Annotated in this window: 14 protein-coding genes and 1 pseudogene; 8 read left to right on the top strand and 7 right to left on the bottom strand. The window is 70.1% G+C overall.

Annotated features, from left to right (window positions below; genetic code table 11):
• Positions 1–116 precede the first annotated feature (116 nt).
• Complete coding sequence (locus IO33_RS54185) at positions 117–641, top strand: glycosyltransferase (RefSeq protein ID WP_425347981.1); 525 nt, start codon at positions 117–119, stop codon at positions 639–641.
• Positions 642–643: 2 nt separating this feature from the next.
• A complete protein-coding gene (locus IO33_RS54180) occupies positions 644–868 on the top strand; it encodes a hypothetical protein (protein WP_209438931.1) in 225 nt (74 codons plus the stop codon).
• A 259-nt stretch (positions 869–1127) separates the two neighbouring features.
• On the opposite strand, the gene IO33_RS0129065 is transcribed toward IO33_RS54180, so the two are convergent.
• The 6 genes and pseudogenes from IO33_RS0129065 to IO33_RS54175 all read right to left on the bottom strand — a co-directional run.
• The gene (locus tag IO33_RS0129065) at positions 1128–1793 is read right to left on the bottom strand and encodes a HemK2/MTQ2 family protein methyltransferase (protein WP_031170348.1); all 666 of its coding nucleotides are present in this window, start codon (positions 1791–1793) and stop codon (positions 1128–1130) included.
• A gap of 282 nt (positions 1794–2075) precedes the next feature.
• Positions 2076–2363, bottom strand: a complete 288-nt coding sequence (locus tag IO33_RS0129060) for an SCO5918 family protein (RefSeq protein ID WP_031170345.1) — start codon at positions 2361–2363, stop codon at positions 2076–2078.
• Positions 2364–2440: 77 nt separating this feature from the next.
• Complete coding sequence (locus IO33_RS0129055; RefSeq protein WP_051927036.1) at positions 2441–2776, bottom strand: CBS domain-containing protein; 336 nt, start codon at positions 2774–2776, stop codon at positions 2441–2443.
• Between the two features lie 151 nt (positions 2777–2927).
• Positions 2928–4442: a DEAD/DEAH box helicase gene (locus tag IO33_RS0129050; RefSeq protein ID WP_037686202.1), complete on the bottom strand. Its 1515-nt coding sequence runs from the start codon at positions 4440–4442 to the stop codon at positions 2928–2930.
• Positions 4443–4685: 243 nt separating this feature from the next.
• Positions 4686–4892 carry a cold-shock protein gene (locus tag IO33_RS0129045; protein ID WP_020943091.1) on the bottom strand — a complete coding sequence of 69 codons (207 nt, stop codon included), beginning with the start codon at positions 4890–4892 and terminating at the stop codon, positions 4686–4688.
• Between the two features lie 229 nt (positions 4893–5121).
• Positions 5122–5327: pseudogene (locus IO33_RS54175) on the bottom strand (MerR family transcriptional regulator); the annotation flags it as partial.
• A gap of 230 nt (positions 5328–5557) precedes the next feature.
• On the opposite strand from IO33_RS54175, the gene IO33_RS54170 reads away from it, so the two are divergent.
• Positions 5558–5866: a SpoIIE family protein phosphatase gene (locus tag IO33_RS54170; protein ID WP_031170338.1), complete on the top strand. Its 309-nt coding sequence runs from the start codon at positions 5558–5560 to the stop codon at positions 5864–5866.
• A 133-nt stretch (positions 5867–5999) separates the two neighbouring features.
• Here IO33_RS54170 and IO33_RS47880 read toward each other — a convergent pair whose 3' ends face one another.
• Entirely contained in the window at positions 6000–6173 is a 174-nt protein-coding gene (locus tag IO33_RS47880; RefSeq protein WP_078963939.1) for a CsbD family protein, read from the bottom strand.
• A 141-nt stretch (positions 6174–6314) separates the two neighbouring features.
• Between IO33_RS47880 and IO33_RS0129030 the strand changes: the two genes are divergently transcribed.
• The 5 genes from IO33_RS0129030 to IO33_RS0129010 all read left to right on the top strand — a co-directional run bounded on the left by IO33_RS0129030 (position 6315) and on the right by IO33_RS0129010 (position 10658).
• Positions 6315–6485: a hypothetical protein gene (locus tag IO33_RS0129030; protein ID WP_031170336.1), complete on the top strand. Its 171-nt coding sequence runs from the start codon at positions 6315–6317 to the stop codon at positions 6483–6485.
• 272 nt (positions 6486–6757) lie between these two features.
• On the top strand, positions 6758–7210 hold the full coding sequence (locus tag IO33_RS0129025) for an ATP-binding protein (protein WP_051927035.1): 453 nt from the start codon (positions 6758–6760) through the stop codon (positions 7208–7210).
• Between the two features lie 257 nt (positions 7211–7467).
• A complete protein-coding gene (locus tag IO33_RS0129020; RefSeq protein ID WP_031170332.1) occupies positions 7468–8307 on the top strand; it encodes an RNA polymerase sigma factor SigF in 840 nt (279 codons plus the stop codon).
• 621 nt (positions 8308–8928) lie between these two features.
• Positions 8929–9273: a MerR family transcriptional regulator gene (locus IO33_RS0129015; RefSeq protein ID WP_031170330.1), complete on the top strand. Its 345-nt coding sequence runs from the start codon at positions 8929–8931 to the stop codon at positions 9271–9273.
• A 206-nt stretch (positions 9274–9479) separates the two neighbouring features.
• Positions 9480–10658 (top strand): PP2C family protein-serine/threonine phosphatase, encoded by a 1179-nt coding sequence (locus tag IO33_RS0129010; protein ID WP_031170328.1) that lies wholly within the window; start codon positions 9480–9482, stop codon positions 10656–10658.
• Positions 10659–10729 lie beyond the last annotated feature (71 nt).

Here is a 10729-nt window from a genome sequence, read left to right as displayed (position 1 = left end):
ATCACCCGTGACCGCCCCTACAGCGTGCTGCGCACCCTGGACGCCCTGGCGACCCTGCCGGAGCGGCCCAGTGTGATCGTCGTCGACAACGGCTGCGACGACGCGCGTGCAGCGCCGTGCGCCGGCACCCCGCGGCCGTCCGGCTGCTGCGGCCCCGCGAGAACACCGGAGCCCTGGGCCGCAACCTCGCCGTACAGCACGCGGACACGCCCTACGTGGCCTTCAGCGACGACGACTCCTGGTGGGCCCCCGGCGCGCTGCGCCGGGCAGCCGACCTGCTCGACGCCCACCCCCGCCTCGGCCTCCTGGCCGCCCGCACACTGGTCGGCGCCGACGGGACCGAGGACCCGCTCAACGCCGTCCTCGCGGCTTCCCCCCTGCCGGACGAACCCGACCTGCCGGGCCGGCCGGTGCTCGGCTTCCTGGGCTGCGCCTGCGTGGTGCGCCGGGACGCCTTCCTCACGGCGGGCGGCTATCACCCGCTGCTCTTCTTCGGCGGGGAGGAGACCCTGCTCGCCTACGACCTCGCGGTCCACGGCTGGGGAGTCACCTACGAACCCTCACTGACGGCACGGCACCATCCCGACCCCGCAGGCCGCGGCGACCGGAACACCATCTGCAACGCCGCAACGAGGCGCTGACGTTGTGGCTGCGCCGACCGCTCCCCGTCGCGCTGTGGGCCAGCGCGCGTCTGGCGGCGGCCGCCGTCACCGGCGAGTCCGAGGCGCGTCGGGCCCTGCACGGCCTGCTGCTCCGGCTCCCCGCCGCTCTCGCGCGGCGCAGACCCCTGCCGGAGCATGTGGAGCACGCGGCCCGCTTGGTCGACAGCGGAGCGTGCGCCTCGGCGGAGGCGAGGCGGCGGTCATGAGCGTACGGAACACAGCGCCCAGCGGCCCGGACGGCCGCCGTGGTCAGCACCCACAACCGGCGTCACCCGCGAAGTCGTCCACCACCTCCAGCGGTGTTGGCCGTCGGCCTGCGCATGCCGCCGGTCCCGCTGCCGAAACCCTGCGGGTGCCGGCCCGACAGGAGCGGCCTCACGGGCTGTGCGACACAAAGGGAGGCACGGCCCCAGGCCCCTGGCCCATAGCGGTCCTGGCCGCTGCATCGTGAGCCGGCGGGCTCTGTCAGGGGACTCGTTCGGCACGGATGACCACCAGTTCTTCCCTTTCGTCGGACGTGGCGAGCAGCCCGCGCCGGCGCAGCCACTCCTCGCGGGAGCGCAGCACCGGCCCCAAGGCGATCCAGCGCCGCCGGGTCACCGCGGCCTTCAGCCCGGCGCCTCGCAACAACTCCAGGGAGCGCTCGGGGCCGCTGAGTGCGGACTGCACGAAGAGCAGCACGCCCCCCGAGTGCAGCAGTGGGGGCGCGTCCCGGCAGATCCGGTCCAGCAGCAGGCGCCCGTCCTGGCCTGCGTCCCAGGCGCGGGACCGGCCGCGCCCGGTGTGCGGCGCCGGGACGTAGGGCGGGTTCGCCAGGATCAGGTCATATGTCCGGTCATGGACCGGACCGAAGAGGTTGCCTCGTCGGATACGCACCGGCAGCCGGGACAGCCAGGCGTTCAGCCGGGCCGTCCACACCGCCCGCCGGGAGACGTCCACCGCGGTCACATCGGCGCCGTACCGGGCCGCGGCAAGCGCCAGCGCACCGCTCCCGGTGCCGACGTCCAGCACCCGCGCGCCCGGCGGGGGAGCCTCCTCGTGGAGAGCCTCGGCCAGCAGCGCGGTGTCCTCCTGCGGGGCGTAGACGCCCGGAAGAACAAGGAAGGTCACCGGAGCCGGGTACCCGGACATCGCGGACGTATGAGTCTCGAGGTCTTTGCGTGATCGCACGACGACATGTGCGGCACTGCCGGTACGGCTCGGGCCGGCCGCACCGGTTGTCGCCGGGCAGTCCCGCGACGACAACCGGGCCGGCGGGCCGTACCGGCCTCGTAGGGCCGTGCGGCTCCTTGCCGAACCGTCGTGGCCTGCGGGACGTGGTTCGTGCGTCCGGCCCGCCACCAGCCGGGTGCCACATCCTTCGGCGTTCCAACCCGCGGACGACAATTCATCTGCCGTCGATTCCGGAATCGTTCACCAGCCGAGCGCGTCGTCGTCCGCGCGCGCATCCCAGCTCGGCGCGACGGGGCTGGTGTCCTGGCAGGTGAAGCCGAGTCGGGTCAGCGCCCGGCGCATCTCGGCCACCGTGAAGTCACGGCGGTTCTGCCTGGTGATCACTTCCCCGACCTGCATCACGGGGTAGACGCGGCGGTCGATGGTGACAGACACGCCGGTGAGGGGTTCGGGCGGGACACCGGTCATGGACTGTTCGATCTCGATCTTGGTCAGGTCGAAGGGGTACCGGGCGATGACACAGCGCATGGCTGCCTCCACGAAATGGGGGGAGAGTGCCGGGGGCGGTGACCGGGTGACGGGGTCGGGCGGGGCGGGTACGACGGTCAGGGCGTGAGAGTGAGCACGCCCAGGGCGTAGCCGTGTTCGTCGATCACGGGGGACACGTCCAGCGTCCGGATCCGCATGGCGGCCTCCGCCTCACCGAGTATCGATGTGGACGAGGTGAACGGTCCGCGGTCGAGTGGGATGTCCCGCAGCCGTGTCCTGTCGCTGTACCACGAGCCGCCGCGGTGTGCGGCGAGCTGGGCCCGGGTGACCAGTCCCGCGCATCGACCGTCGTCGTCCCGGAGGAGCAGGTGCGGGACACGCGCACCGATGAGCACGGACAGGGCCACGTCGACCGCCATGTGGTCGTCGACCTGCGGCCCGGGAGCATGCATGGCGTCGCGGGCGGTCAGACCGGTGCCGTCGGCGCCGTCGGGCAGCTGTGTCCGGGGCGGAAACGTCGTCAAGGGCTTCTCCTCTTCGTTGGGGCGGGCAGGACGGGCGACGGCTCGTCCCGACCGCAGGGAGCGCTTCCCCGGGCTTGAGCTATGGGTTGTTCCTCGGTGCGGGCCGACGGCCCCGGGCGACGGCCCCGCTGCTTCCGCCACGGCCGGTCCCCTGGCCGCTCCTTCCACGGCCGGCGGCGCGGCTCCTGTGATGCCGGCCGACGGATCCCTTGCCCTCGGGTCGTCCTTCGACCGGTGCGGCGAGGACGACGGGAACGCCGGAGGGGGTCCGGGCGCCGGTGATGCGCTGAAGCTCGGCCTCGCCCCGGCGGATCCGGGCGGTGCGCGGAGCGATGCCGGCGTCGGCCATCAGACGATCCACCGCGCGCCGCTGGTGCGGCAGCACGAGGGTGACGACGGTGCCGGACTCGCCGGCGCGTGCGGTACGGCCGCCGCGGTGGAGGTAGTCCTTGTGGTCGCCGGGAGGGTCGACGTTCACGACGAGGTCGAGGCCCGTGACGTGGATTCCGCGGGCGGCGACGTTGGTCGCCACCAGGACCGTGACGTGTCCGTCCTTGAACTGGGCGAGCGTCCGGTTGCGCTGCGACTGGGACTTGCCGCCGTGCAGGGCCGAGGCTCGTACCCCGACGGACAGCAGGTGCTTGGTGAGCCGGTCCACCGCGTGCTTGGTGTCCAGGAACATGAGCACGCGTCCGTCGCGGGCGGCGATCTCGGTCGCGGCGTGGTCCTTGTCGGCATCGCGTACGTGCAGCAGGTGGTGCTCCATGGTGGTGACGGCTCCCGCGGACGGGTCGACCGAGTGCACCACGGGGTCGTGCAGGTAGCGGCGTACCAGGAGGTCGATGTTGCGGTCCAGGGTGGCCGAGAACAGCAACCGCTGGCCGGCCGCGGGGGTTTGGTCGAGCAGCGAGGTCACTTGCGGCATGAAACCCATGTCGGCCATCTGGTCGGCCTCGTCCAGCACGGTGACGGCGACCCGGTCCAGCCGACAGGCCCCCCGCTCGATGAGGTCCCTGAGCCGTCCGGGCGTCGCTACGACGACCTCGGCGCCGGCGCGCAGCGCCCTCGCCTGGCGGTCTGCCGACATGCCGCCCACCACGGTGGCGAGCCGCAGCCGCAGGGCGCGGGCGTAGGGGCTGAGCGCGTCGGTGACCTGCTGGGCCAGTTCCCGGGTGGGGACGAGGACGAGGGCCAGCGGCTGCCGGGGCTCGGCCCGCTGCCCGTCCAGACGGGCCAGTACCGGCAGGCCGAAGGCGAGCGTCTTGCCCGAGCCCGTCCGGCCCCGGCCCAGGACGTCCCGGCCGGCCAGTGTGTTCGGCAGTGTGGCCGCCTGGATCGGGAAGGGCACGGTCACGCCCTCGGCGCCGAGCGCGGCCAACAGCCTTGCGGGCACGTCCAGTTCGGTGAACGTCTCGACCGCCGGCAGCGGTTCGGTGAGGGTGACCGGCAGGGCGAACTCCTGTCGGCGCGGGGCGGAGCGTGCGCCCTGGCCGGTCTTTCGTCCGGTACCCGGACGGGGACCTGGGCGGCCCGTTCCCTGCGTACGGAAGCGGCTTCCGGAACCGGTGCCGGTGTGTCGGGGGGTGCGGTTCATGGAAGAACCTTCCTCGATGCGGCGTATCGAGGAATTCCGTCCAGCGGCCATGGCCGCACCAGGATTCGCAAGAATGAGCCGAAGAAAAAAGAGCCGGGCCTCGTGGCGCTGGAGCGGGGGGCGGGCGGCGGTCCGGAAAATCCGGAAAACGGGAAAATCAATGGGCTGGGGCCCGTACCCCAAGAGCACGGGCCCCAGCCACATGATGCGCGAGCCGGTGGCTCGCGACGGTTTCCGTCAGCGTCAGGCGGGAACGATGTTCTCGGCCTGCGGGCCCTTCTGGCCCTGCGTGACGTCGAAGCTCACCTTCTGGCCTTCCTGAAGCTCGCGGAAGCCACCGTTGCTGATGATGTTCGAGTAGTGGGCGAACACGTCAGCGCCGCCGCCCTCCTGCTCGATGAAGCCGAAGCCCTTTTCCGCGTTGAACCACTTCACGGTGCCAGATGCCATATTGAATCTCCCTTGAGGGGCAGTGCCGGTCTCCGCACTTTGCGGGCCGAGTCGCCGCGTTGATCACCCCTCCGGAAGGATCCGGAAAGCTCTGCAAAGATAAAATCTCTGGTAACCAAAACTGCAACTGCTCTCACGTTAACACAGGTCGGATGAAGACGGCGACGCGCTTTCCGGAGCGTCCGGCAATTATCCTCCCGCGCCGGGGTGTATTTCTGTAGTGGCGGGACTAGGTATCTGCGCCGTGCTCGTCCAGCTTCCGGCGTACTTCCCGGTTCAGACGCAGGGCGTCGTCCAGCTGGTCCTCAAGTGAGACGATGCGGCACGCGGCCTCGCGGGGGTGCCCTGGTCGACAAGCTCACGGGCGCGGGCGGCGAGGCGCAACTGGCGGCGGGAACAGCGGCGGTGGCCGCCTTCCGAACGCAGAGGAGCGATCCGGCACCATCCGCGTCGTGCCACAACCCTAACTCCGGCAGGTATGGAGATGTGGGCTCGCCGTGACAGATTTCCCCGCTGCCCGCGCGCCGCGCTCAGTCCGCGGAGCTGCCCGGTTCCGCCGCCAGGCCGGCGGCGGACACGAGCGATGCACGCAGGCCAGTGCTCCGCGCGCCGGCGCTGGTGACGTGAGGACGTTTCCCAGGACTGGAGAGCGATCGCCCGGCAATGTGCCGAGCGGTGCGCTCCTCGTCGGCATCCTGCCCTCCGCGCGCTTCACGGCCGGCACGACCGTGCTCGCCCGCGGGGCCATGCTCCTGCTCTGCACCGACGGCATCACCGAGGCCCGCACCGGCGAAGACCGCACCGGCCTGTACGGGGACGAGGCCCTGCTCGCCTTCGCCGCCACCCACCCGGACATCGCACTCGCCGTACCCACCCGCACCCTGCGCACCCTGCGCACCGTCGGACTCGACCAGATCTTTCCCCTCCGCTGCGACAGCGGCACGACCCCCATTCCTGAGGAGGGAGTGGGCTGACCGGGCAATGACGCAACGGCAGGACCATGCTTGATCAGACAGAAGCCCAACCGGCCGTCAGGCCGAGATACTCGAAGGGCCTTCCCGGGACGTGCGCGTGCGCGGGAAGGCCCTTCGAGGAAAAGAAGTGCAGTCAGTGCTTGAAGGCGTCCTTGGCCTTCTCCTTGGCCTCACGGGCATCCCCCGTGCTCTTTTCAGCCCGTCCTTCGGCGGCCATGCGGTCATTCCCGATGGCGCTTCCAGCGGCCTCTTTGAGCTTGCCCTCGGCCTGTTCGGTCTTCGCCTTGGCCTTCTCGCCGGCGGTCATGGAATGCGCCTCCTCGTCATCGCGGTGCCGTTGTCTTCGCTGCAGTCCACTCGTGCCCCGGCTCTCCCTGCACAAACAAGCCGCACCTGCGGAATGAACCAACAGTCGCGGGGCACACGGCGGCTCAGGAGGTCGATAACCATGGTTCCCTTGTTGCTCGTTCTGCTTCTCGCACTCGTCCTTTTCGGTGCCGGTTTCGCCGTCAAGATCCTCTGGTGGGTGGCCGTCGCCGTCCTGGTGCTGTGGCTGCTCGGCTTCGTCATGCGCTCCACGAGCGCGGGCGGCGGGCGCGGCCGTTGGTACCGATGGTGAGCTGACTCGTACTCACCCCATGAGGGGGGCCCGGCCGACACCGGCCGGGCCCCCCTCATGTCGCCCCGGTTGGTGCGGGCGGTGGGAATCAGGCGGTGACGCGTCATGCACCCTCACGCGCGCCCGGCATCGTATGAGGCGCTACCGCTGTGGGGCCCCGCCAACAGTCCGAGCACCCTGGATTGTCCGGTCCGATCCCGGGTACCTGCGCCTGGAGGCGTGAGGTAGCAGAGGCGGTACGGATGGAACGGGCCTTGGCGGGCGAGGACAGCATGATGCCCCACTCAGATGGCGCTTTTCTGAGCGTCGCGGTGGCTCTGGACGGGAAGGGCCCCTGCATCGCCGAGGCGCGCCACACGGCTGCCGGCTTCCTGAATCGGATACGCGCCGAGCACGGTGTTGCGATCTCCCAGCGGGCCGTGGAGGTGACGCAGCTGGTGGTGAGCGAACTGGTCACCAATGCGCAGAAGTACGCCGTCGGCCCCGTCCTGCTGGATCTGCGGATCGTCGGTGCTCTGGTGGAGGTCCAGGTGTGGGACTCCGATCCAGTGCTGCCGGTGGCTCGGGCCGCCGATGCGGGCCGGGTGGGGCAGCACGGCCTGGAGATCGTCATGGCCGTCTGCGAGGGCTTTGAAGCCGCGCGAGAACCGGTCGGCAAGCGCATCACCGCCCGTCTGGCCCTGACGGACGATCCGTGCGGCGTCAGCTCCTGGGCCAGCAGGTGAGCGACCGCCAGGCTCGACCGGCACTCGCCCGCACGCCGAAGCCGGCCGCCTCGCCGTGACCGGCCTGCAGTCGCGGCGCCGGCCCGGTTACCGGTCGCAACCCCTGAACCCACTCCACGGGGAGGCGTCCCAGCTCACGGCCCTGCCTCTTGAGCTCGGGGTGGCAGGCATGGGTGGGAAACGGGGGGGTAGCCGAGGCATCGTCGGCCGCTTCGCGGCGGGCCATGGCACGAGTTCGAATCCGGGAGGGGACCTACATGGCGCTCATGAGCATGCTGGACACACAGACCACCGAGCTGCCCGAAGTCGCCGACCCCTCCCGGGTGGCGCCCAAGGACGCGCGCGAGCTCTCCCGGTCGTTCTTCGAGCAGCTGGCGGTGCTGGAGGAGGGCACTCCTGAGTACAGCTACGCGCGGAACACGCTGATCGAGATGAACATGTCCCTGGTCCGCTTCGCGGCCGGCCGGTTCCGCAGCCGGGGACCGGAGGAGATGGAGGACATCGTCCAGGTCGGCATGATCGGCCTGATCAAGGCGATCGACCGGTTCGAGCTGTCCCGCGAGGTGGAGTTCACCTCCTTCGCCATCCCCTACGTCGTCGGTGAGATCAAGCGGTTCTTCCGCGACACCACATGGGCCGTGCACGTACCCCGGCGGCTGCAGGAGGCCCGCGTCCAGCTCGCCCGCGCCACGGAGGAGCTGCGAAGCCGGTTGGGTCGCACGCCGACGGTCAAGGAGCTGTCGGAGCTGATGAGCCTGCCCGAGGACGAGGTGATGGAGGCCCGTCTGGCCGCGAACGGCTACAACTCTTCCTCCCTGGACGCCACCATCGGCGCCAGCGAGGACGGCGAGAGCGCCCTGCAGGACTTCATCGGCGTAGAAGACACCGGGCTGGAGTTGGTGGAGGACTTCCATTCCCTGGCCCCGCTGATCGCCGGCCTGGATGAGCGGGACCGGCAGATCATCCACATGCGGTTCGTGGAGGAACTCACCCAGGCCCAGATCGGTGAGCGTCTGGGCGTCTCCCAGATGCATGTCTCCCGGCTGCTGTCCCGCTGCCTCGCCCGCCTGCGTGAGGGCCTGCTCACCACCAGCTGACCAGCCAGCTGTCGTACCCGCCTGATGCCCGCCACAGCTGTGGCGGGCATCAGGCGGGTACGGGGCCGGGGGCGCTGTCCCGGTCGATCTCGCCGCAGATCTCACCAGTCTCACCGAGGACTGCTGGGCAGCAAGGGGGACCGCCCTTCGAGCTCACACTCTTCGTGGTGTGCCTGTGGGAGAAGTACACGCACACTCCATGAAGAAAAACTGTCGCGGCGACAGTAGACATTCCGCCGTTGCGGGGTTAGCGTGGTCTGCGTACCCAGAAGTCCAAGTGGGCACAGCAGGCACGAACTGCTGTGCAGGTAGACCCAGAAGGACACGGCCCCGGTGGGGCTGTGAGCAGCACCTGCGGTATCCGCGCCATCGAAAGGTGAGGAGCAGAACGCCATCAGGATCGCCCGGGCGAGGAAGCAGTCCGCCCGGGTACCGCAAGGCCCCGGATTGGAAGGTGGTCCCCGGTCACGCATTCACGATCCCCGCAACCCCGCCCTCCCAGGCGGTACCTGCGGAAAAAGAAGGCCGGCGCAGTGCGCCGGTAGATGGTGTTGAAAGCTCGGGGCCCGGGTGCCGTACTGGCACCCGGGCCCCCCGACGCGTCCCCGAAAGAAGAGGTCTATGCCGCCTGCCGGTTCCCGTCCCGTCGGCCCTCTCGATGATGACGACTACCCCGCCTACACCATGGGCCGGGCCGCCGAGATGCTCGGCACCACCCCCGCCTTCCTCCGCGCCCTCGGTGAACACCGTCTGATCACCCCGCTGCGCTCCGATGGCGGCCATCGCCGCTATTCCCGATACCAGCTCCGCATCGCCGCCCGTGCCCGCGAACTCGTCGACCAGGGCACCGCCATAGAGGCCGCCTGCCGCATCGTCGTCCTCGAAGACCAGCTCGAAGAGGCGCAGCGCATCAACGAGCAACTGCGTGCCGAGAGCGGCAAGCCTCGGTCGAACACATCAGCCTGATCGGAACGCCCGAACCCGAAGCAAGCGATGCACCGCCGACGGACGAGGCGGCTGAGAAACCGCACCGCCGTTCCGTGGCTCAGGCGGGCTCGACGCGTCAACCGGACCCCGCCGGAAGACACACGCGCGAGCGGGCGTGATGGATGCAGGGGGTGAATGGGGGGCGAACCGGGGGAAGAAGGAGCAGCAACCGATAGGAGGTTGCCATGGGTGGCGGGGATCTGGAACTGGGGCAGCTTCTGGCCGCCGCTGAGGCGGCACCCCCCGGGGAGTCCGTCGAGGTACTTGCGCATGACCTGCGCAAGCGCTTCGGGGCGGAGCGTGTGTCGTTCCTGTTCGTCGACCTCGTGGGCCGGCGGTTGGTGCGCCTGACCACACAGGCCGAGGACGACATGGAGGGCGCTGCCGAGTGGATCGACCTGGAGGGCAGTGTCTACGACGCGGTCCTGCGCAGCCAGCGCCAGTGCGTGGAACCGGACGGCCAGGGCGGGCGGCGCGTCATCTCGCCGGTGACCAACCGCGGCGACTGTATCGGTCTGTTGGAGGCGACGCTGCAGAACGCCGACGACACCGTGCTCGCGCAGATCGAAGACGCGGCGCACGCACTGGCCTACATCATCGTCACGGACCGCCGTTTCACCGATCTGTACCACGCGGGCCGACGCACCACCCAGACCAGCCTGGCCGCCGAGATCCAGCACCAACTGCTTCCCTCGGCCTCCTGCTGCGAGGCTCCTCAGTTCACCCTCGCGGCAGGGCTGGTGCCTGCCGACGACATCGGCGGGGACACCTACGACTACACCCTCGATCGCGACACACTGCACCTGTCCATCACCGACGCCATGGGACACGACACCAACTCCGCCCTGCTCGCCACGCTCCTGGTCGGCGCGATGCGCGGCGCCCGCCGCAGCGGCTGTGACGCACTCCAGCAGGCGCAACACGCCCACGACGCCCTGCTGGCCCACAGCCGCGGCCTGGCCACCGGCCAGTTGCTGTGCATCGGCCTCACAACGGGGACCTGTGAACTGGTCAACGCAGGGCATCCCCGGCCCCTGCGCCTACGCAAAGGCGCCACCGAGGTCGAAGAGGTCGACCTCGCAGTCAACCTCCCCTTCGGCGTGGCAGCCCTCACCTCTTACCATGTCCAGGAACTCCAGCTTCTCCCCGGCGACCGTCTGATCCTGCTCACCGACGGCATGCAGGAACGCGGCGCCGGAGCCGTCGACCTGGCATCCCTCGTGTGGGACACCCGGGCCTCACATCCCAGGGAAGCGGTGCGCCGCCTGACCACCGCGGTGCTGGACGCCTGTCGGGGAAATCTCAGGGACGACGCCACTGTCCTCGTCCTGGACTGGCACGGTCCGCGGCGCGAAGACCGCTAGGGTCCAGTTCGCTGATCAAGCACCACAGCTCGCTCGGTGGAGGTCGTCGTGCGGGACTCCGACCCGGTGGG

It is taken from the genome of Streptomyces durhamensis, from assembly GCF_000725475.1.
GTDB classification, from domain to species: domain Bacteria; phylum Actinomycetota; class Actinomycetes; order Streptomycetales; family Streptomycetaceae; genus Streptomyces; species Streptomyces filipinensis.
Note: the sequence above shows the minus strand (reverse complement) of the source record. Positions and strands in the feature narration are given on the sequence as shown.

Bases quoted from the DNA above. Each gene is read 5' to 3' on its own strand.
- IO33_RS47880 (WP_078963939.1), bottom strand. From the start codon at position 6,173: ATGACCGCCGGCGAGAAGGCCAAGGCGAAGACCGAACAGGCCGAGGGC.
- IO33_RS0129050 (WP_037686202.1), bottom strand. From the start codon at position 4,442: ATGAACCGCACCCCCCGACACACCGGCACCGGTTCCGGAAGCCGCTTC.
- IO33_RS0129065 (WP_031170348.1), bottom strand. From the start codon at position 1,793: ATGTCCGGGTACCCGGCTCCGGTGACCTTCCTTGTTCTTCCGGGCGTC.
- IO33_RS0129060 (WP_031170345.1), bottom strand. From the start codon at position 2,363: ATGCGCTGTGTCATCGCCCGGTACCCCTTCGACCTGACCAAGATCGAG.
- IO33_RS0129045 (WP_020943091.1), bottom strand. From the start codon at position 4,892: ATGGCATCTGGCACCGTGAAGTGGTTCAACGCGGAAAAGGGCTTCGGC.
- IO33_RS0129030 (WP_031170336.1), top strand. From the start codon at position 6,315: ATGGTTCCCTTGTTGCTCGTTCTGCTTCTCGCACTCGTCCTTTTCGGT.
- IO33_RS0129020 (WP_031170332.1), top strand. From the start codon at position 7,468: ATGGCGCTCATGAGCATGCTGGACACACAGACCACCGAGCTGCCCGAA.
- IO33_RS0129055 (WP_051927036.1), bottom strand. From the start codon at position 2,776: ATGCATGCTCCCGGGCCGCAGGTCGACGACCACATGGCGGTCGACGTG.
- IO33_RS0129010 (WP_031170328.1), top strand. From the start codon at position 9,480: ATGGGTGGCGGGGATCTGGAACTGGGGCAGCTTCTGGCCGCCGCTGAG.
- IO33_RS0129025 (WP_051927035.1), top strand. From the start codon at position 6,758: ATGATGCCCCACTCAGATGGCGCTTTTCTGAGCGTCGCGGTGGCTCTG.
- IO33_RS0129015 (WP_031170330.1), top strand. From the start codon at position 8,929: ATGCCGCCTGCCGGTTCCCGTCCCGTCGGCCCTCTCGATGATGACGAC.